Raw genomic sequence first — 21,332 nt, 5'->3', positions numbered from 1 at the left:
CCGTCATTTAAGGAAAATCCGGTTATCCGGTTACAGCCGGATTGTTGCACTTTCTCCCCATCTGATTCCCGGGCGTTTTTCTGCATTCCAGAAGCATTCCCTCGCTGTAAGCAGGCGTTTCCCGGTATCTATGGTAACGATGATGAACGAGAGCAGGGTCTCGTCGGTCGCGGAATATTCGCCTTTCATCGGGGAATCCACCCTGAATACCGGAAGCGAAATCTTCCCTTCGGGCCCTTGCCAGACGTAAAATTCATTGTAATTGCAGTCGCCGTGGAAATATGCTTTGATTTCGGGGTGCGAGAGGAAAAATTTTTCGAGTTCCCCCCAGTTGCCTTTCGGCTTGCGGTCCGTATATTTTACAGCGCAAATGTCCGTCAGCAGATTCTGGAATCCGTCCCGGACATTGATATTATGGGGCTTCCATGGATTGGTAAAATGTTTTGCTTCCGCTTCGGGAGGGTCATGGGTGAAAATAATCGTCGGAATGTCTTCGGTGACGTTGTCTTTGGTGATGTTTTCTTCGTACCATCCCCTCATGGACGAATCGGGCCACATTCCCATGAAAACGAACCTGATGCTGTCCGTAGTGAACGAATAATGTGTCCTGTCTGTCCGGTAGTCGAAGGTCCCGGCAGTCAGAAGCGTGTCGGGTTTCATCATCAGGTTGTATATTCCTGCCGCACTTGCCGCATCGCGTGCGGGAAACAGAGGTTTGGTATACCCGATTGCGTTGGAAATATCGTGGTTCCCCGGTACTATATAAAGCGGGCAGCGATATTCACCGATTGCCATAGTGGCATCGTTGTTCCCGTCCGGAGCGAGTACTGACCAGTCCCGGCAGAACTGTTCCCACGAGGCGGTCGCGGACTGTACCCCGTCCTCCATCCTGTTGGCTATGTCTCCGGTACAGATTACGAAGTCCGGTTTTCCGAAAACCTCGCCTCCGCTTGTCCCGCCGTCTTCCGGAAGGAGTGTGCTGTCGAGCATGCGGAAAGCGGCCATCATCGCCCTGCTGACGGAATCCGCCGTAACCGTATCCCCGCGGAACTCCCGCTCAAGGCCGTAATGGACGTCCGAGCAATAGATAAAATGAATTTTCCTGTCTTCGGCCTTCGACAGGCACAAGGACAGGAAAACACAAAGTATAACTGAACTGAATTTTCTTACCATTCTATTTTTTCACTTAAAACTTCGGAGCCTGCATTCGTTTTGCCTTCGGTCGGTACCATTATGTACCAATCTCCGGTGCCGTCTGTGTTACGGGCAAACGAGCCGAGGTCTTTGCTGTCGTATTTGCCGTCATCCTCGCCCCAGGTCTCTCCGAGTGCCGTGCTGAGGTTCTTGAAAACATCCAAGGCCTTTCCGTCAGGGGCGAAAAGCTCTATTTTCACGGATTTGTCGGCTGAAAGTCCGAAATCGAAGATGAGTTCATGGTCGCCGTCCGCTTTCTCGGACCATACCGTAAGGAAGCCTTTGGCAGGAATTACAGTGCCTTCGGGAGCCGTGAAAGTGTCTTCGTCATCTTTGGTAAAATAAACGCCTGTGATGTCCACGTCTTCGTCGGAGATGTTGTAAAGTTCTATGAACTTGTCGTTTCCGTTGAGTTCATTGAGCCTGATTGCCGCATGGCCGGACGGAGTTTCAGGGTCTTCGGAACCACCGCCCTGTCCGTTGCTTTCACCGGGAGTAGGCTCGGTAACTACCTGCCAATTGTCAGAGCCGTCAGGGATACGTGCGTATGAAGAGCCGTCTTCCATTGCCGGATATTCGATGGTATCCACTATTTTGCCCTCTGCATCAAGCACGGTAACCACGTCTCCGTCGCCGCCAAGTCCGAATGTAAATGTTTCATCCTTGTAGAAGGCCATGATTTCTCCGGCTTCTATCGTGGTGCCTTCCGGAATGACATATTCTTCTTCTGCGCCCTTGTCGTCCTGAAGCCTGTAACCGCTGATGTCCACGGATGAGGATGAAGGATTGTAAAGTTCTATGAAGTCTGTCTGTTCACCGTCGATAGTGGCTCCCTGTACCTCATTGACCAATATAGGAGATTCCGATTCGCCGGGATTCACCGGTTCGTCAGGATTGTCATCAGGGTTGTCATCGGGAGTGCCGCTGTTGCTGCGCCCTTTTGTCCCGCCTTCGACTATTTCCCATGACGAGCCTCCGTCTTCAATCCTCGAATATGTGAAGCCGTCTTCCATTGCCGGGATTGTCACCTCGTCGATTTTCGCGTATTTTTCATCAAGGAGGGTAATCGAATCTCCGTCGCCCGAAATGCCGAATTCGAAAGTGCCTTCTTCAATCACGAGAAAACTTTTGGCCCCAATCGAGCTTCCTTCCGGGAATGTATATTCCTCATCTGTGCCCTTGTTGTCCTGTACATGATAACCCGAAAGGTTGATGTCGGTGTCCGTAGCATTATGGAACTCTATCCAATCCGTGCCTCCGGAACATACTTCATTGACAAACAGTCCCTGTACATCGGACGGTTCGTCCACCGGTTCCCTGTCTTCCTTGCAGCCTGTCGTCAGAGCTGCTCCCGCAATCAAAGCGGCTGTAAAAAACAATTTTGCGTATTTCATAATATCAATAAATGTTTATAGTCGATTTTAAACGTTTAAAAACGGATAATCGGCTCAGAACGATACCATTACTCTCAACTGAAGGATATGGAAGTCGATACCCTCCGGCCTTGCCTGGCTGAGAGGCTGGTTGCCTGCGGTAATCTGTCCTTTCGAGTCGGCGTATTTGTCGTTGTCCATGAAAACATAGTTCAGTCCGACAAGTATGTTGCTGACAGGATACCAGTTCAGGCTTGCGCTGTACGAGTAGGCCATACCGCCTGTAATAGGGGAGGACATGTCATGAAAATCGTTGAGGTTCAAATGGCTTACCCTTGCTGTCAATTCGAGGCTTCCCCCTTTTTTACGCGCTTTCACTCCTCCGAATTCGGCATCTTCCTGGACATACCGCCTCTGTTCTCCGAGTATCATCCATGAAGCGGTCGCGTACCAGCCCATGAATTCGGCATTTTTAAGCGGTTCACGTACTTCCCCGGCCTTTTTGTAGCGGCTCAGGTCTGTGAAAATATATTCTCCGTAAGCGAGGAACTTGTTCCATCTGAATGCTATTTCGGCACCGTAAGTCGTATAATGGTTTACATTGCCCACTTCGGCCTGGACGAATCTTCTGCGGTCGGTGCGGCTTTCCGGGAAAGTCCTGAACAGGGCTATGCGGTCTTCCTGGCCTCCGGCATCCGGGGTGCGATAACTTGCATAACCTCCTATGTGCAGTGTCATGTCATCATTGTTGATTATCGGCACAGCCACCCTTCCGGTAAAACCGTATCCGTCGCTTCCCCTGTTCCTCTCTTTCTGGATGATATCGACCTGTTGTCCGAATACTCCTCCCGATATCCACCAGTATTTGCCCCACCAGGTGGCGGCGATTCCGAGCCTCCGGCCCCCGGTAAGTGCTTCTACGGGCATCGGCCTTTCGTTGGCCATGATGTAACGGGAACTCGTTACTCTTTCAATGCTCATAGGCTCTTTGAAATGTCCGGCCTGGATCGAGAGGTGGTCGTTGAATTTGTATCCGAGATACATATCCTTGAGTTCCACTTCGTTATATGCGAAATCTATATCAAACTCCGCGAACCATTTTTCATACAGTTCCGCCTTGAAGGCCAGCCTTGCCCTGCGCACGCTGACCCCGTTGTTGAATCTGAAGATTCCGTCATCGTCTTCAAGGTCCTTATTCACCTTCGATGTAAGCCCTTCAACCGATTCCGTAGGGATGTAAATGGAAGCGTCGGTATAGATGCGGTTGTCGAACCAGAGCCTGAATTTTCCATCGGTCGTGGCGATGTTGAATTTTCCGTCTTTATAATAGACTTTCGCCTTCAGTTCTTTACCCTCTTCTTGTTTTTTGTCCTCGTTTTCCGCTGCTGCCGGCACGGTTGCGAAGATACAAAACAGTGCCGATGCCGTCAGAAATGTGTTTCTTAAAGTCCGATTCATCTTTTTATTTTAAAACGGCGCAAAATTATGTCACCGATGTTTCACGGTTATTAAGATTGTTTTACAGAAATATTACGTATATTAGCGGATGAACCAAAATCATTTATACTATGAAGACAAAATTAATCTTATCTGTGCTTGTCTGCACGGTATTGTCATTGGCGATGTCATGTAAGAAAGAATCCAAACTTGCATCCCCGGTGCCTCAGGTTACATCCTTGACTTCGGACGGTTTTATCGTGGAATGGGCCCCTGTTGAAGGAGCTGCGGAATATGTTTATGTACTTGATGAAGGAACCGATCAGAGTACCGCCGAATGTTCCGTGACCTTTGTTGGCCTGACTCAGGGAGAACATACGGTAAAAGTGAAGGCTGTTGCCGCCGGATATGTTGACTCGGATTGGGGAGATGTTGTGGCCGATATTGAAGATGTCTCTCTTTTAATGTCTCTTGAGTATGTAGGCAACGGGGCTTTCAATATAGACTTTGTGCCTTCCGAGGATGTTGAGACAATTCGTTATGCAGTGGTGTCTGCCGTATCCATGCCTTTGCCGGAGTCCCGGCAGGCGTTTGAGGACGGTACACTTGAAGGCATTGAGGTCACAGATGCCGTCAGTGTTCCTGTCGTCCGCGATTCAATAGGTCCGTATGCCGTATATGCCAGAGGAATCACGGCTACAGGACTGGAGTCCGAGACACAGTATTCTCAGATAATGGCGTTCGGCGCAGGACTTACAGTTGATCATTTTGATTTGGTGGCGATGGATCTTACCGCGACTATCCATGATGAATCGGTAGCTTCGTCCGGCCTGCTGGTAGTGTCAAAGTCCGTGCTTGCCGAATTGGGTATGAGCATAGAAGAGATTACTGAGACCTATGCTTCTTTCGGGATGATTACGCCTATACCGGATGGAGAAACGGGCATAGTCGCCCTGAACGGTTATGAAGATTATGATTACGTAATGGGCGTTGCCGGTTTTGACGCTTCCGGTAATTTTGTGGCATGCGGAAGTTTTTCATTCCATAGCGATTTTGCGGATGAATCCCTGCCCCTTCCGGGCAATATGACAATCGAAGTTTCGGAGATTACGGAAACTACGGCCCGTGTGAAATATGTGATGGGTGAAAACACGAGGGCGTATTATCAGGCAGTGATGACTGTCGCCGATTACAATGATCTTGTCGACTATGGTGCGAGCCTGCCTGAATATGATAATCCTGAAGACTATGTGCGCGATTATGTTGCGGTTTATGGCGCCACCTTGTTCGCCGATGACGATTACGTGTGGCCAAACCTGCTTCCGGGGACTGACTATGTCGCTGTCGGTTTCCCGATGAATGGCAATGGTACCTTCGGCTACGGAGCATCGGCAAAGAAAGAGTTTGCTACAGCCGGTACTGCGGCTGCATCCGTATCCGGTTATGGTCTTATTTCAAGAGGTGCAGAGACAATTGCGGTAATCCGTCCGCTTGGCGCTGAGGAAATCAAGGCGGTCATGGGAAGGTGACCCCTGGATTTCAGAGTTTCCGAGGGTAGGCTTGTTTATTGATGCAATAAAGGCTGGCTGCAAAGTCTTTTGACTTTCAGGCCAGCCTTATGGTTAAAATACTTCTGATATCATTCCGCCGTTCTTGTCGCGGTGTGCGCCGCTTTTCCTTACTTGTCTGACGAAAAAAATCAATTTTATCTATGCTAACCGCCGGGAAAGTGAACCAAATTTCCACGAATCAGTGGCACTTTCCTGCCGGAAATGTTGATTCTACCGCCATTTCGCCGTTTTTCCCGGGGAAAGTGAACCGTTTTGCCGCGAATCCGAGGCACTTTCCCTGGGGAATATTGGCTTTACCGCTATTTCCATTCGTTTTTCGGGGGAAAGTGAACCATTTTCTCGCTTTTTTGGTGCACTTTCCCGCCGAAAATATTGATTCTACCGCCATTTTCGCCGTTTTTCCCGGGAAAGTGAACCAAATTCCCACGAATTCAGGGCACTTTCCCCCTGAGGTGAATTTATGAATTTATAAAATACAGATAGCATCCATGAAGTACCCCTCCTTCCCCAACACACAACTATATTCCAGTACAATTACCATGGATTGCTGCGGTAGAAATACGGTTCACGCCTCCCGAGGCTCTCTTGCCCCTGTTCGCATCATCAACTTTGAGCTGGTTAAAGGTTCTCTAACGCCTTCCGAGGCTCTCTGCTCCTCCGGAAACAGGCAAATGACACATCGGCAAGTCTCGGCAAATATTATTTCCAAATGTTAAAAGCCGTTTAAAATTTTTCAAAAGTTCTTTGTGACGTCATTCCGCCATCATTCCGCCATTTTTCCGACACCATTCCGCCATTTATATTGTAAAATAATACTGCTATTCTCCTAAAAAAATGGCAGAAATCAAAAAACGGCAGGATCAAAAAAACGGCAGGATCAAAAAAACGGCAGGAATCTGCACGGAAGCATGTCTCGAATTTTCTGGAATTTTCTGATAAAAATTTTTAAACAGCTTCTTACTCCCCGGAACTTTTTGAGAAATTGAAAACAGTTTATTATCTTTGCAGGATATAGATTTTGTTTTATGGCATTCAGATTCAATTTGTTTTCAACCCCTCAGCACCACAGGGTGTTCAATTATCAGCCGGTCTTTTACGATCCGGAGAAGGAGCGCCGCAGGGAAAAACTGAGGAAGGTGTCGGCCGAAAGGGAACTTAAGGAGCTTCAGGAAGGAAAGATTCCCGAGCAGAGCAAGGATTATGTTCCCGGGTCGCTTATTTACGGCAGCCTGAGGGACGGCGCTTACCAGAAAACGAAGAGCGAAGGCAATTTTCTGGTCAGGCTGGCGAAATATGCCATGTTTGTCGCACTTGCCGTACTGCTGTATTTCTTTGCAAAATATTTTGCATATCTGTTCATATAAGGCGGGCAGGAGATGAAGATAGAGATACTTCCGGCGAATGTGGCCAATATGATAGCCGCGGGGGAGGTGGTCCAGGGCCCCTCCTCTGTCGTTAAGGAGATGATGGAAAACAGTGCGGATGCCGGAGCTTCTTCCATAACTGTGATACTGTCCGATGCGGGCCGTACCCTCATAAGGGTATTGGACGACGGTTGCGGAATGTCTCCGGAAGATGCTGTAAAATGCTTTGAAAGGCATGCGACTTCCAAGATTTCGTGTCCGGAAGATCTCGAATCGATACTTACATACGGGTTCAGGGGTGAGGCGCTTGCCTCCATTGCCGCAGTAGCCGAGGTTTCGCTCAAGACAAGGCGCAGGGAAGACGAAACGGGTGTCTGTGTGGAATATGCGGATTCAAAACTTGTTTCAGTTACGGAAACGGCCTGTCCGGCGGGAACGGATTTTTCTGTAATGAACCTCTTTTACAATGTCCCTGCAAGAAGGAAATTCCTGAAATCGGATGCTTCCGAATTCCGCAAGGTACTTTCGGAGTTCAACAGGATAGCCCTTACTCATCCGGAACTTTCTTTGAGGCTTGTCCACAATGACAAGGACGTGCAGGATCTGCCCCCGGCCTCCAGTCTGAAAATCCGTGTGGCGGATTTGCTGGGGAAGGACATATCCAGGGAAATCGTGGAGGCATCGGCGGATACGTCGGTCGTGAACATCCGTGGTTTTATCGGAAGGCCTGAAGATTCGCGGAAAACCCAGCCCAACCAGTATTTTTTCGTAAACGGCAGGTTCTTCCGCAGCCCTTATCTGCACAAGGCGGTCATGAAGGCTTACGAAGGCCTCATAGCTCCGGGAACATCCCCTTCGTATTTCCTTTATCTGACGATAGACCCGCACAATGTGGATGTAAACATCCATCCTTCCAAGGCGGAGGTCAAATTCGAGGAAGAACAGGTGGTCTTCCAGATAGTGTATGCCTGTGTCAAGGAATCCCTGGGCAAGAATTCATTTGTCCAGAGCATAGATTTTGATGTGGATGGAGTGCCGGAAATCCCGGTTTTCAATCCACTGGACCCTTCCCCTGTAAAGGCTCCGCAGGTGCGCGTGAATCCGGATTACAATCCTTTCGAAAACGACGGCTATCAGGAAAACGGGTATGATTCTCCTGAAAACGCGTATGATTTTTCCAAAACCGGGAGCGATTTTCCTGCAAGGACGTACAATCCGGCCCCTGCCGTGGATTATGGCAGGCTTTTCGATGACAGGCAGGCTTTGTCTGCCGACGATACGATGGTGGTCGGAGAAAAATATATAATATATAAAGTGAAAGAGGGCATACGCATAGTGGACATTGTCCGTGCCCGTGAGAGGATAATGTACAGCCGGATGATTCAGAGCATAGCTATGGGCGAGATACTGTCCCAGTCCCTCCTTTATCCGGTTGAAATAGAGGTGGGCAGGCATGCGGTTTCCCTTGTAGGGGAGCATTCCGGGATATTGTCCGAAGCCGGTTTCGACATAAGGCCGGCCGGGGATACTTCCATTGCCGTGTACGGGATGCCTTCCGGTTTCAGTTCCGACAGACAGTCTGTTTCCGATATTGCGGCCGGGCTGATAGCCTCCCTGGATGAAACGGCGGGAGAACTCCGAAGCAGCATCATTTCGGATATGGCGGTGAGGCTTGCACATATTTCAGCCATGTCGGACAGGAGCGTGCCGAATAAATCCGAGGCCCGTTCTTTGATTGAACAGCTTATGGGATGCGAGGATTCGTCCACTTCCCCGTATTTAGGAAAGCGGTGCAATGCTACGGTGTCGCTTTCGGATATAGATAAAATAATAACTAAATGGTAAAAGAAAATTTTTAAAATGGGATATTATGAATATGGGAGAGGCGGTTTTCTCTCGAATATACCGGTGGCGGTAAAAAATATCATCCTGATAAACATTCTGGTGTATTTGCTTACGCTTCTGACGGGTGATTTCATGTATGAAAAATTCGCATTGTTTTATATAGAGTCGCCGTATTTCCACTGGTGGCAGCCGATTACCCACATGTTCGTACACGGGGGATTTTTCCACATATTCTTCAATATGTACACGCTGCTGATTTTCGGTTGTGCGCTGGAAAGGATATGGGGTCCTAAAAAATTCCTGCTGTTCTATTTCGTGACAGGAATAGGCGCGGCCCTCCTGCATACCGGGGTGACGGCATTTCAGGTGGAGCATTTCAAAGGGCTTGCGGAAGCCGGGGACATGGCGGCCATAGGCGGTTATCGCAGGCTTATGATCACTCCGACCGTAGGAGCCTCCGGGGCCATCTACGGCGTGCTTCTCGGTTACGGAATGCTGTTCCCGAACAACGTGCTGCAACTGCTTTTCCCTCCGGTGGCCCTGAAAGCCAAGTGGTTCGTGCTGATATTCGCTGTCATCGAGCTGGCTACCGGGGTTTTGGGTACACGTGACGGGATTGCTCACTTCGCGCATCTCGGCGGAATGATTTTCGGTCTGATAATGATTTTAATCTGGAAGAAAAAGAACAGGCTTTACTATGAGGGATAGTTCCCGCAGGTTTACATTTTCATCGGCAGTGTGGCTGATAGTGCTGGTTGTCCCGGCGCTTCTGCTCTTGCTGTGCTATCTTTCAATGTATGTGAATCCTGCCCGTTTCTGGCCGGCAGGTGTCCTTGCCGTGATGGAATTTCCCGTTGCCATTATCAATTTGCTGCTCCTCGTCATGGCCGTCATACGGCGTTCGAGGTTTTTCTGGATTCCGCTTCTGGCTCTCGTGCCTTTCGTTTTCATCGCCGACAAGCAGATACGGTTTTCCGGTGGAGGCGATACGGTCGTGGGTGAGGGGGAGAATACTTTGAAAATCATAACGTATAATGTTGGAGGTTTCCGTCTTCCGCAATCGGACGAGTGGGGGAGTGTGCCCGATGTCAGGGAGGCCGCCCTGGACAGCATAAGCAAATGTTCTCCGGATTTGGTGTGCATGCAGGAGTTCTATGCTGGCTCTCCGGATACCCTTTCGGTGCTTATGGAAAAATATTTCAGCGGGTATTGTTACAAATATTATTTCAAACATGAACCGGGAAAATATTCGGGCAACCTGACTGTCAGCCGTTTTCCGATAATATCATCCGGGGTTGAAAAATTCAGCCAGAGCAGCAATCTCGCGCTGTATAATGACATAGACCTGGGAAACCGCATCCTTCGTGTATATAATTGCCATTTGCAGTCTTACAGCATTTCCACGGCCGGGCTTGTCAAGTCGATGGTAGAGGATAAGGAAGTGGCCCGGGAAACAGGGGTGAAGGTACGCGGAGCCCTGCTGAAACGGCCCAAACAGGCGGGGCAGATTCTGGACAATGTGAAAAATTCCCCTAATGAGGCGCTGATATGCGGGGATTTCAACGATACTCCCATGTCATATACTTACAATGCTTTAGTGAAAGGGAGAAAGGACACTTTTTCGGAAGCCGGGTCGGGTTTTGCCGCGACATACTCGAAACTCTGGCCCCTTTTGCGAATAGATTATATTTTTGTTCCGGAGTCTTTCGGCGTTATTTCGCACAGGACCCCGCATTGGAAATTTTCCGACCATTATCCTGTAATTTCGGTTTTGAATTATTGACAAAAATGGAAGAGAACAGATTGAAGGAAACGATAGATGCCGCCGTAAAGGTTCTTAGAAGCGGCGGTGTAATCCTTTATCCCACCGATACGGTATGGGGAATAGGCTGCGATGCATCCGATGCAGCGGCCGTGGCAAGAATATATGAAATAAAAAAACGTTCCGACAGCAAAAGCCTTGTGCTCCTTGCCTCGGATATGGATATGATATGCCGTTATGTCAGGCAGATGCCCGAGATGGCTGTCTCTCTGATTGAAGTGAACGACAGGCCCATGACGATAGTTTATCCCGATGCGGTAGTTGCTCCGGGCTACGGGCTTGCACCCAACTGTGTGGCGGAGGACGGTTCCGTCGGAATCCGCATACCGCTTTCGGATTATTGCAGAAGGATGACCGCCCGTCTCGGCAAACCTTTGGTTTCCACTTCGGCAAATATTTCAGGAGAGCCTACTCCAAAATCGTTTGACGATATTTCCCCGGCAATAAAGGATGCCGTGGATTATATAGTCTGTCCGGAACTTGAAAAAGAGTCGACAGGGTTTTCGTCTTCGGTGATAAAGGTCGGTCTGGACGGGGAAATCCGGATTATCAGGCCTTGATACGGTGCCGTGAAGCTGCACCGTATGCCGCGGCCGCAGCCATAAGTGCGGCTGTTTCCGTCCTCAGCCGTGAATCCCCCATGGATACGGGAATGAATCCGCTGGAGATGGCGAGCGAGGCTTCGCTGTCGCTGAAATCCCCTTCAGGGCCTATCATTACCAGTATTTCAGGATTAGGGTTGTCGCGGAAATGTTTTTCCATTTCCTCGAACATGTCCTTCCTCGCATCCTGTCCGTCTCCGTGAAAGCAGTAGGCAATCAGTTTTAGACATCGCTTTCCGTCCCTGCCCGCTCCCTTGTCCGCTTCCTTGTCCACTTCCGATTTTATGAAGTCGGTTACTAAAATACAGTCTTCAAGGACGGGAATCCTTCCTTTGAGGGACTGTTTTGCGGCCGAGAGCAGCAGTTTTTCGGCACGCTCGCGTTTAATCGTTTTCCTTTCGGAATGTTCTCCGATTATGGGTATTACCGTATCTATGCCTATTTCGGTGGCTTTTTCCATGAACCATTCGAACCGGTCCGAGTTTTTTGTGGGGCAGCAGGCTATGTGCAGAGTATAGCCGTGCCCTCCCCAGTTCCCGTGGAAATCCTCTATCCTCAGGCCGCAACGTTTGGGCGAAGGCTCCGTTATGATGCATTCGTACATCCCGCCTTTCCCGTCGATTACGTTTATCCTGTCTCCGGCGCGGTGCCTCAATACCCGTATGCAGTGGGCGGATTCGTCCTCTCCGAGGAAAGCGGCGGCACCTTTGACGGCCATCCCGGTTCCGGCGGCCTCGTTCAGCGTTTCAGAGTAGAAAATTTCCATGTCCAGAAAATATTTTTTTGTCTCCCGGGTACAAAAATACCGATTTTTTATAACTTGCCGTGCAATTTGAATAGTTTGAACGGGTTTAAAATAGCATACGTATCAATCAGGATGGCATATATAGGTCTCATATCGGACACCCACGGTGTTTTTGATGACAAACTCCGCTCGTTTCTCGACCCTGTCGATGAAATCTGGCATGCGGGGGATTTCGGAACCATCGAGTGCGCGGACAGCATAGCGGCATTCAAACCTCTCAAAGGGGTTTACGGCAATTGCGACGGTTATGACATCAGGGCGGACCATCCGCATCACCGTTTTTTCGAGACAGGGGGGATGTCCGTGCTTATGGTGCACATAGGCGGCTATCCGGGGCATTATGACCCCAAAGCACGTGAGCTGATAGACAAGTACCGGCCGCAGATTTTCGTATGCGGGCACTCCCATATACTTCGGGTCATGAACGATTCCCGGAGGGACATGCTTGTAATCAATCCCGGAGCGGCCGGAATCTTCGGCTTCCACAATGTGCGTACCGCCCTGCGTTTCCGCATATGCTCCTCGGACATATACGACATGGAGGTCTGCGAGTGGGACAAGGCCCTGTGATATCTTCTCAGATATCGAACCTCAGAGTCCTGCTTCCGTCATCATGGGCATCGATGTAGACACGGAGCGTTTCTTCGGGAAGAAGTTCCTCGATGTTTTCGGGCCATTCTATATAGCAGGGAAAACCGCTGTCGAAATATTCGCCGATTCCGATGTCTTCGGCTTCGGAAAGCCTTTCTATCCTGTAAAAATCGAAATGGTATATCGGCAGGTCCTTTTCCGTGCGGTATTCGTTGGCTATCGTGAATGTCGGAGAGCATACGGTGTCCTCTACGCCCTGTTGCCGGCATAACTCCGTAATGAAGGTTGTTTTACCTCCTCCCATTTTTGCATAAAAAGCTATGATGTTGTGTCCTGCCGTTTCCCTGAGGAATTCTTCGGCCGCCGCCGGCAGACAGGACAGGTCTTTCATTGTAATAATATGAGTGTCCATTATGGTCTTTATGATGTAGTATAACTTTCTTCAATCGTTTCCTATTGTAAATTTATTTTAGATTTTCAACGGTTTGACACAATCGTTTGAAGAATAAACTTTTAGCAAATTATTTGAGAAGTAGCGGTAACGACTAAGAGACCGTGCAGTTTTCAACGTTTCGCTATGTTTGACTGTCAAATAACTCTTTATGCAAAAATACGCAAAATCCTTAAACGAACACAAGGATTTACTATTTATTATTCTCTTCTATTAAGTTCCACAAACCGACAATTGAATCAAAAATCAACAATAGAAAGTATATAAAAGTGAATACAGTGACACTATTTGATAAAATAGTTATCCATTGCATGCATTCTGTAGATATAACACTACTGATTGCACCGCGAACAGTATAGCAAAGAAAAGCAACAAAAATTAATGACATTTCTATTATCAAATCTTTTTTCATGCTATGTAATACGTCTTTTATATTGCCGCCTTTTTGATTTTTGAAAACTACAAGTTCTTTCAAAATTAGTGCAAGAATTGTTACATAAAAAGCTAATATGGTAACTAACAAAGGTATTATATTATGGCTGATTTGCAAAATAAAATCTGTTTTATCACCACTATAATTAGAAAACCAGCCAATTAGAAGTGATAATGAAAAATATCCGATATATCTAAAAATTTGATTTACTCGATTCATCATTTTGCAGCATTAAGTAGCTCTACAATTTTCTCAAATCTATTTTGAAATAAATTATCGCTTTGCATTTGTACTTCAAGATCGTCAATTTCAATTTTCTTTGTCGTTTCTCCTGTTTTTACATATCTACGTAAACCTTTTACTTTCAAAGTAATGACATTTCCACTATCAGCAGACGCATTAACTAAACCATTCAACTCTTCATTATCATTTGATAATGACAGTTGTTCAGAATCTGACGACTTTAGCTCAAATGTCGTACTTTTACTATTCGTAATTTTGCTTTGATTACTAATTAATGCATTGATACTTTCGGAAACTCGCGGTAAATTAGGATATGAGAAGTGAAATCTAACCATAGATACCCCTTTGGGATATTGCTCTAGGAGCTGCCAAAATTCTGTTTTCTGATATTCTTTTTTTATTGATATTGTTAGTCCATAAGTTTTTAATGCTTTTTTCAAAGAGTATTCCATTATGTTACGGACGACATCCGTTGTAGAAAAGGCAGTAGGATCATCTTCTATAGCTATATGTTGTACATCTTGACGATTATCAATAATAACAAAACAACTCGGAGAATAATGATGTTTTTTCTTTTTAAAATTTTCTTCGAGACTAAGTTGCTTATTATTTGCAAGTTTCAATATAATAATTCCATTACCGTTATAACGTAATTGATGCTCAAAGACACCTTCTCTTTTGCTATTAAATTTGAAGTTTGCATTTAATAGTATTTCTTGCAAATAGGTTTGTTTTGATTCCATACGTTGTTCAACCTCGGGCATAGGTTGGAACAAATTAGCTCCATCATTTATAATTGGTGCGAATTGATATGTATATAATATGTAGCTTGCCATAATCGTTTCTTACAACATTATGTTTATTCACTAAAGGTTTAATCCTTTATCAAAATCTGCTTGATATTGAACTGGGATTGTTTGTCTTATTTTTATTATATCCTGATTCTTACCATAGTTAAAACCATGATTAGTACAAATATTCTCAACAAACTCATTACAATTTATTCTACTTATTACATCGCCTCCATTTCCTGCAGTTATGGCGAGTTGTCCAATATTAGGCATATTGGATATATGTACTTGAATGCGACCTTCACTTCCCCAAGCACCTTGATTTTCATTATGTTCCCAAACGATTGATGTACTGCCATCAGATTTGGCAAGATATCCTAAGAAAGTGTAGTATTCATGTTCATTGGCAAATTGTATTTGTCCTTTTGAACCAAAACTTGATTTATACATAGTTATGCTGCGTTATAAATTTGAACTAGTTTTGTTTTTATCTCTTCGAAAGTCAGACTTGTACTAAAATCAGTCGTTAATCCAGTGTTTATCACATATACAAATGATTCTTTCCTATAATATTTATCTCCGACAAGTCGCAAGGAATTTTCAATTGTATCAGCTTTTGCTAATAAGCACACTAATTGATAGTCCCTGTTTATTTGTTGAGTTTTATTATTTGGATGCGCTTTTGTATTATGTTGTGTTGCAGTCAATAATATCAGATTTTCAACATAATGAGCAATCTGCGGAAACTGTGATTTGGGAAAAATGTGATGCACTTGTGTAGCCTCTCCATTACCCCAACTATCATGAACTTCGCTCTCTGTTTGGATTTTGCGAATTAAGGCAATTGCTTTCTGTACATAATATGTATTTATAGCCTCTTGCCTTTCTTTCTTTTCAGGTGTCAATGCCTCCTGGCGTGTTATGGTTTTATCTTTGTCCATATCGCGCCAATTCTTTTTGTTATACATCAAATCTGAGTAGTATGTAATCTTTCCATTACTTCCATGCAAATGATGTTCAGCCGCATACACGTTGAATACCTTATGAAACATACGTCTTATGTCTAATCTTGAATGCGACGGAGTATTTCCATTTATCAATTTGAAATATCTGTCATAAATTTCATCTCTTGCCGTAATAGGATTATCTATGCTATCTTTTGCATATTCTTCAAAATACTTCATAAAGCCACTATCAGTCATAACTTTCATAAAGTAGCAATATAAGAAATTATATGCGTTGCGATCTTTTCTTGAAATATAATCCAACAAATCTTCATTAGCGACAGAGAATGTAAGAGAACCATCTACTATTTCAACATTCAAGATGTGTGCATATGCTAACAATTTTAGTGGTTGTGAAAGCACTTTGTTATATTCATTATATGCTTTCTTGTCATTTGCCCATGGTTTATTAAATATCACTCTTGAATTTTGAATAAAATATTGTGATCCCCATATATCATTAATGACAAAGACAGGCTTTGTTGCAACCATATTCATAACGCAATCGGCCATAAAACATACAATGTCAGGAGTACATTTCTGGTCAACAAACCTAGCGTCATGAGACTTGCGTATATCTAAATCAAATTGACTAAGATATTCATTTATAGTATCTCTCATACCTGTTGAGATTTAAGTTTCCCAAAAAAGAAAACGGAGTTATTATCTATATTAAGAGAACGTGTCCCTAAATTTCTAGCAATTGCATAAAACCTTGTAAAGCTATCTGTTGCATAAAAAGCCAAATCTGCTTTAGAAACAGAATCAGCATCATTCACTAATGTCAAGATTGCAACAGAGCCATCTGCGATACAACCCTTGGGCAAGAAACACGCCCGTGGATTATATGTAAGATTTGGCAATAGAATACAATTTGACTGATTCAGATATTTTGCGACATCTAAACCAGTTACATCATCAATATAGCTGTCATATTCAGGAATGTTGATAATTTCATTGTTTCCTATGTTTCTTGATTTCAAGACCCTTATTTTTCCATTACTCTTTGTTATTGATTTGGTAATGACTCTGTCTCTATATGCTTTGAACACGTTGAAATCCATCTTATCGGCAACTTCGTCAAACTCATTGTTGCGATAAATTATCCAATATGGAAATTTGTCATCCATTAAATATTCCTGTTTATGTTCCAATACCGTATTTGTTATATAAGATTCGACAATTGTATTGCTTGGCTTTTTCTGTGTATCAAGAATGAAGCATATTGTTTCAATCTTAACTCCCTTAAATCCTTTTTCTCCAAAATCTATAATATGAGTCACTCTCTTTTCTTTCATCAATGAACGAGTCAAATTGAATTCAGGAGCATTAATCAAGCTTTTGGGCACAATCAATGAAACGACGTTTCCTATTTTCATTGCTTTTTCAATGAAAAATGAAAATATATTATTAGTATCTTTATTATAGATGTTTGATTTATACTTAGACAATAATTCTTTTTCTTTTGTCAATTTCTTATACGGAGGATTACCTACTACAATATCGTATCTTTTATCAAACTCATACAATAAGAAATCTGCATTGATGTAATTAATATGCACATTAGCAGGAATATTTATTTTATCTACTAATTCTTTTAAAATTTCAATGCTTACGGCATCAATATCCACAACATCAATGTTTATCGCAGGGACACTTGAATATTTTTGAATCAAGGTCGGCAAGAAATTACCAACTCCAACTGATGGCTCCAGAATATTCAGTTCAGAATAATTTTTCGCATCTGGCAAATTTTTAACAATTGAAAAGCAAATATCCTGCCTTGTGTAATAGGCGGCATTGTCTTCTCTTTGTGCGTTTGCCAATTCTGCAATTTTAGACAAATCAGCAAAACTACGGTGGTCTGCAGTTTTTATATATTCCAATAAGCAAGATGGTGTGGTCAAACTTTTCACTTCAATAAGTGATTTGATGTCTTGTTCAGACATTGTCGGTTTGCATAAAGCAGCACGTATTTTGTGTGCAATCTGCTGAAAAATAATAGTTGGAACCGCTTCCCCTAGATTTTGTCTAATATTCATTTCTTCTTTTTTCAGAAAATCATGCTTCTGCTTTTCTGAAAAAGCGTTCAACTCCTTAAATGGGATATCAGTCCATACAAAAGAGGAGGGAACAGACATCATCAGCATCAATTCACGGATACTAAAAACTCTGTTGTCGGTAGGATGTACTGTGTTTTGGCTTGCCATAATATCATTTCGAGTATGAATGCAAGGAGCAACCTTATCCCAACACTGACGAGTATATTTGTCACCATTTTTTTGAGCATTATATACCACAATCCCATTTTTAATAGTATGTGGAATTTTTGATATGTCAGTATTATCAAATGCTGATTGTCCCTCCTTAATATCCGCAATCCACGCCTCCATATGAGGTGAATACTTTCTGAAATTATGATAAATATCATCAGCAGATATTTCTCCCATTTTTTTCAAGGACGGAAGGTGACCTATAACTTGGCGCAATGTCCTTTCTGGTTGCCTGTCTGGATATAAATCAAAAGGCGTAATTTCTTTCATATCTTTTCTTACGCCAATAACGAGTGTACGAGTACGGCTAGACGGATTTCCGTAATCTTTAAAGTTCAGGACTTGATATGATATGTTATAGTCTCCTGAAAGATTTTTGTCTATGGCATTTTTTATGGTTTTATCTTGACCATCAATGTCGGTACATACAGAGTTCAAGAAAGCACGAACATTCTCATAAATAAAGAATTTCGGCTTAATTTGCATCGTCATTTTGATTGATTCAACAACTAAAGAATTTCGCTTTAGCTCATCTTTCTTTTTATGATTTGCAACGGACATTCCTTGACATGGTGGGGTCGCAATGAGAACATCAAGATCAGTAATATTATATCCTCTTTTCCAAAGGGCAAGTTCTTTAAAAACCTTATCTTTAGTCTCTTGCAACGTCATATCTCCACAGATATAACCGCTCTGATATACACACTTGTGATTAAACGACTGTATTTTTAATCTTCGCTCCAACAACTCGACAGTTGCTATGCAGTAAAATCCCTCTTCTTTAAAACCATAACACCCAACACCAGCACTGCTAAACAAACTGATGTAAGTTTTAAGACCATAAGTTGATTTAGCCTCAGACAACATAGCAGAAGCTAAATCAGGATCAATCATTTCATATTTTACTCTAGCCATATTATATATCTCGTTTTAATGCCTCAACAACAAGAGATAATGCTTGAGGTGCAATTTTTTGTTCACTTGATACTACGGCAGACACCTGATCTGCAAGCCATAAAGTCAATAGTTGTTCAGCATTGACATTAAATAATTTAGATAAAATAGATACCTGCTCTTTTTTTGCTCTTCTCTCACCTTTTTCTATTTTGCAATAAGTCGCAGTATCAATATCTAAAGCCGCTGCTAATTGTCTCTGTGGCATCTGATTCTGAACACGAAGCTCTTTAATACGCTCTGAAAACATAAATTTACTCTTTTGTGTCTTGACATTATTTGGCAAAAGTACAAATAATATTTGAGCCATAAGCTATATTCCCAGACCTTTTTTATGCTGACCTTTTCGACTTTGGAGGAAAAAGATTCCAGCAAGTAGTTTTGGAACGCCGAAAACATTTCGGGCGTCCCAAAACACAACTTGCTATGTTCGTTTGAACATAAGATTTAAGTATCGAAATCACGACTAAAAATAGAAGAATAATCTTTGATAAGATGCTTATTTGAGATTGGTCATATTATTTGTTGTTTCCAACAAGTAACGGTCGGTTGGTTGGTTTGCCCAATTATTGGTTAGCATCATGGTCGGTTGGTCTCTAAGCCGTCAAGATAAAAGCGGTCAACAGAATCACAGGAATGAGCAGCACCTTGCTTTATTGGTAAAGCGCGACATTCCGACAAGGTGAAAACGGTATTCCCAAAACACTGCCAAGAGAAAAAGATTATTTTCTGGAGGGAGTGCAGTTTCCCGTTTGCCGCCATTTTATTGTGCCCTATAAAAACGCCTCCCTCTGTTTTGAATGAAATTCTATAAACAGATAATGATAGACATATATGTCTATTCTGTATGTGCTGTTATTTTTTGTATTTGACGATTCTTTTCCGTCAGTCGTTTGTTTCCGTAGCCGTCATCGTCCATTGTACAGACGTGAAAGGAAAAAGGTTTTCTGGCTGAATACTCTCTGAAAGAGGAAGATTCAGCCAGAAACGGCACAGCCGCATGACCTTTTCACTTTCAATAAAGTCTGTACTAACTTAATGGACGAGCGAGGAAACAGGCGACTGGCGGTCTGTAATTCTCATATTGACCTACAAATGCTTTTCTCCATATCTCCCAATTTTTCAGAAAGTTGTTCCATGTCCTGACTTATCTTTTGGGCGGTTATCTTTGCGTAGATTTGGGTCGTCTTTATGTTGGTGTGCCCCAACAGTCTGCTTACGGTTTCAATCGGTACTCCATTGGATAATAAAATGGTGGTCGCCGCTGAATGTCTTGCAACATGATAGGTCAGATGGGCTTTTATACCGCACAATTTGGCAATGGTTTTCAACTTCTTGTTGCAAGTCGTATTGCTCGGCATAGGGAATACCTTGTTGTCTTTTGTCATGCCTTTGTACTTCTCTATGATACGTCTGGGTACATCTAACAGACGGATATTGGATTCCGTGTTGGTCTTCTTTCTTCGGGTGATAATCCAAATGTTTCCGTCAAAGAATGTCTGCAAATTGTCATTGGTCAGGTTCTTGACATCGGAATAAGACAAGCCAGTGAACGTGGAAAACAGGAACAAGTCCCTGACAAGTTCATGTGTCTTGTCGGGCATCTCGGTGTTCATCATTGTGTGTATTTCCTCTTTCGTGACATATCCTCTGTCCACACTTTCGGTAGAGTTGATATACCCAGCAAAGGGATTGAAAGGCAGACGTCCGTCATTCCGCGCTATTGAAACGATGTGTTTCAGCACAATCATGTAGCCCCATATAGTGTTGGTACGGCATTTCTTTTCAGTGCGCAGGAAATACTCGAAGTCGTTAATGAAAGAGAGACTCAACTCTTTCAGCGGAATATCCTCACGCTTGTAAGTATGAGGCAGGAACTCACGGATATGTTTGCAGACGGTCACATAACGTTGGTACGTTCCTTTTGCCCTGCTGTATCCCACTTTCTTGGCAAACTCGCTGTTGTGCTGGTCAAAAAGTTTCAATAGAGTTTCCTGCTTGACACCGATACCGAGATAGGCATCTTTTAACTTGGCGGCAGTGACATACCCATCAGTCTGCATCAGCTCTTGATAACGGCGGTTTACTTCCACCCGGATTTTATCAACGGCAATGTTGATTTTCTGTGCCTCAATGCTTTTGCCCGATGCCCTGTTGTTTTTCACGTCCCACAGACGCAAAGGTACATCCATCTTGCAACTGAACTGCTTGATTCCTCCGTCCACCGTAAGGCGGCACATCAAAGGCAGGTTGCCATTAGGCTTCTCGCTACCTTTCTTTACGTAGAATAATACTTTAAAGGTACTTCGCATAACTCACTTTTTATGGTTACAAAATTAATTTATAGTGAGTTACAGACAGCTATGACGCTTTATGCCAAACGGTGAAATACATCGGTTTTCCAAGAAATTCTCACCATTACTTAGGTAATGATAAAGTAACTGAACTTTTACCCCGTTAGTCTATATTCTAGGGACTGTCGTTTAATTCCGTCATTATGAGTCAATCGGCAGACTGTCCCGGTAATTTTTCCGATCGAACTCATCTTTTTATATTTTCGGCTCCGTTTCGGAGCCCCT

At 44.0% G+C, this 21,332-nt stretch carries 19 protein-coding genes; 7 read left to right on the top strand and 12 right to left on the bottom strand.

Annotated features, from left to right (window positions below):
* Window positions 1–30 precede the first annotated feature (30 nt).
* The 3 genes from B5F83_RS08400 to B5F83_RS08390 are packed head-to-tail and all read right to left on the bottom strand — an operon-like array spanning window position 31 to window position 4,025.
* The gene (locus B5F83_RS08400; RefSeq protein WP_087279566.1) at window positions 31–1,173 is read right to left on the bottom strand and encodes a metallophosphoesterase; all 1,143 of its coding nucleotides are present in this window, start codon (window positions 1,171–1,173) and stop codon (window positions 31–33) included.
* Window positions 1,167–2,588: a lamin tail domain-containing protein gene (locus B5F83_RS08395; RefSeq protein ID WP_087279563.1), complete on the bottom strand. Its 1,422-nt coding sequence runs from the start codon at window positions 2,586–2,588 to the stop codon at window positions 1,167–1,169. The genes B5F83_RS08400 and B5F83_RS08395 overlap by 7 nt, the downstream gene beginning before the upstream one ends.
* A 54-nt stretch (window positions 2,589–2,642) precedes the next feature.
* Entirely contained in the window at window positions 2,643–4,025 is a 1,383-nt protein-coding gene (locus B5F83_RS08390) for a porin (protein ID WP_087279560.1), read from the bottom strand.
* Window positions 4,026–4,135: 110 nt separating this feature from the next.
* On the opposite strand from B5F83_RS08390, the gene B5F83_RS08385 reads away from it, so the two are divergent.
* The 6 genes from B5F83_RS08385 (at window position 4,136) to B5F83_RS08355 (ending at window position 11,166) form a co-directional block, all read left to right on the top strand.
* A complete protein-coding gene (locus tag B5F83_RS08385) occupies window positions 4,136–5,533 on the top strand; it encodes a hypothetical protein (protein WP_143822507.1) in 1,398 nt (465 codons plus the stop codon).
* 1,067 nt (window positions 5,534–6,600) lie between these two features.
* Window positions 6,601–6,939 carry a hypothetical protein gene (locus B5F83_RS08375; protein WP_087279550.1) on the top strand — a complete coding sequence of 113 codons (339 nt, stop codon included), beginning with the start codon at window positions 6,601–6,603 and terminating at the stop codon, window positions 6,937–6,939.
* Window positions 6,940–6,951: 12 nt separating this feature from the next.
* The gene (gene mutL / locus B5F83_RS08370) at window positions 6,952–8,784 is read left to right on the top strand and encodes a DNA mismatch repair endonuclease MutL (protein WP_087279548.1); all 1,833 of its coding nucleotides are present in this window, start codon (window positions 6,952–6,954) and stop codon (window positions 8,782–8,784) included.
* Between the two features lie 15 nt (window positions 8,785–8,799).
* The gene (locus B5F83_RS08365) at window positions 8,800–9,492 is read left to right on the top strand and encodes a rhomboid family intramembrane serine protease (protein ID WP_087279545.1); all 693 of its coding nucleotides are present in this window, start codon (window positions 8,800–8,802) and stop codon (window positions 9,490–9,492) included.
* Window positions 9,482–10,567, top strand: coding sequence for an endonuclease/exonuclease/phosphatase family protein (locus B5F83_RS08360; protein WP_087279540.1), 1,086 nt, complete (start codon window positions 9,482–9,484; stop codon window positions 10,565–10,567). The genes B5F83_RS08365 and B5F83_RS08360 overlap by 11 nt, the downstream gene beginning before the upstream one ends.
* Window positions 10,568–10,572: 5 nt before the next feature.
* Window positions 10,573–11,166 carry an L-threonylcarbamoyladenylate synthase gene (locus B5F83_RS08355; protein WP_087279674.1) on the top strand — a complete coding sequence of 198 codons (594 nt, stop codon included), beginning with the start codon at window positions 10,573–10,575 and terminating at the stop codon, window positions 11,164–11,166.
* Here B5F83_RS08355 and B5F83_RS08350 read toward each other — a convergent pair.
* Window positions 11,156–11,974 (bottom strand): RsmE family RNA methyltransferase, encoded by an 819-nt coding sequence (locus tag B5F83_RS08350; RefSeq protein ID WP_239383847.1) that lies wholly within the window; start codon window positions 11,972–11,974, stop codon window positions 11,156–11,158. The two genes, B5F83_RS08355 and B5F83_RS08350, sit on opposite strands and share 11 nt — an antisense overlap.
* Window positions 11,975–12,049: 75 nt before the next feature.
* On the opposite strand from B5F83_RS08350, the gene B5F83_RS08345 reads away from it, so the two are divergent.
* Entirely contained in the window at window positions 12,050–12,583 is a 534-nt protein-coding gene (locus tag B5F83_RS08345) for a metallophosphoesterase family protein (protein WP_343234009.1), read from the top strand.
* Between the two features lie 7 nt (window positions 12,584–12,590).
* On the opposite strand, the gene tsaE is transcribed toward B5F83_RS08345, so the two are convergent.
* The 8 genes from tsaE to B5F83_RS08300 all read right to left on the bottom strand — a co-directional run bounded on the left by tsaE (window position 12,591) and on the right by B5F83_RS08300 (window position 21,065).
* The gene (gene tsaE, locus B5F83_RS08340) at window positions 12,591–13,016 is read right to left on the bottom strand and encodes a tRNA (adenosine(37)-N6)-threonylcarbamoyltransferase complex ATPase subunit type 1 TsaE (protein ID WP_087279537.1); all 426 of its coding nucleotides are present in this window, start codon (window positions 13,014–13,016) and stop codon (window positions 12,591–12,593) included.
* Between the two features lie 232 nt (window positions 13,017–13,248).
* Window positions 13,249–13,710: a hypothetical protein gene (locus B5F83_RS08335; protein WP_083389230.1), complete on the bottom strand. Its 462-nt coding sequence runs from the start codon at window positions 13,708–13,710 to the stop codon at window positions 13,249–13,251.
* Window positions 13,707–14,567, bottom strand: a complete 861-nt coding sequence (locus B5F83_RS08330; RefSeq protein WP_087279534.1) for a hypothetical protein — start codon at window positions 14,565–14,567, stop codon at window positions 13,707–13,709. The genes B5F83_RS08335 and B5F83_RS08330 overlap by 4 nt, the downstream gene beginning before the upstream one ends.
* A gap of 30 nt (window positions 14,568–14,597) precedes the next feature.
* On the bottom strand, window positions 14,598–14,972 hold the full coding sequence (locus tag B5F83_RS08325; protein WP_074021968.1) for a hypothetical protein: 375 nt from the start codon (window positions 14,970–14,972) through the stop codon (window positions 14,598–14,600).
* 2 nt (window positions 14,973–14,974) lie between these two features.
* Window positions 14,975–16,147, bottom strand: a complete 1,173-nt coding sequence (locus B5F83_RS08320; protein WP_071424958.1) for a hypothetical protein — start codon at window positions 16,145–16,147, stop codon at window positions 14,975–14,977.
* Window positions 16,144–18,714, bottom strand: coding sequence for a DNA (cytosine-5-)-methyltransferase (dcm, locus tag B5F83_RS08315; protein WP_071424957.1), 2,571 nt, complete (start codon window positions 18,712–18,714; stop codon window positions 16,144–16,146). The genes B5F83_RS08320 and dcm overlap by 4 nt, the downstream gene beginning before the upstream one ends.
* 1 nt (window position 18,715) lies before the next feature.
* Window positions 18,716–19,063: a helix-turn-helix transcriptional regulator gene (locus B5F83_RS08310; RefSeq protein ID WP_229088635.1), complete on the bottom strand. Its 348-nt coding sequence runs from the start codon at window positions 19,061–19,063 to the stop codon at window positions 18,716–18,718.
* A 769-nt stretch (window positions 19,064–19,832) separates the two neighbouring features.
* The gene (locus B5F83_RS08300; RefSeq protein WP_087279533.1) at window positions 19,833–21,065 is read right to left on the bottom strand and encodes a site-specific integrase; all 1,233 of its coding nucleotides are present in this window, start codon (window positions 21,063–21,065) and stop codon (window positions 19,833–19,835) included.
* Window positions 21,066–21,332: the final 267 nt, after the last annotated feature.

It is taken from the genome of Muribaculum sp. An289 (assembly GCF_002159555.1).
Classification (GTDB): Bacteria; Bacteroidota; Bacteroidia; order Bacteroidales; family UBA932; genus Merdivivens; species Merdivivens faecigallinarum.
Note: the sequence above shows the minus strand (reverse complement) of the source record. Positions and strands in the feature narration are given on the sequence as shown.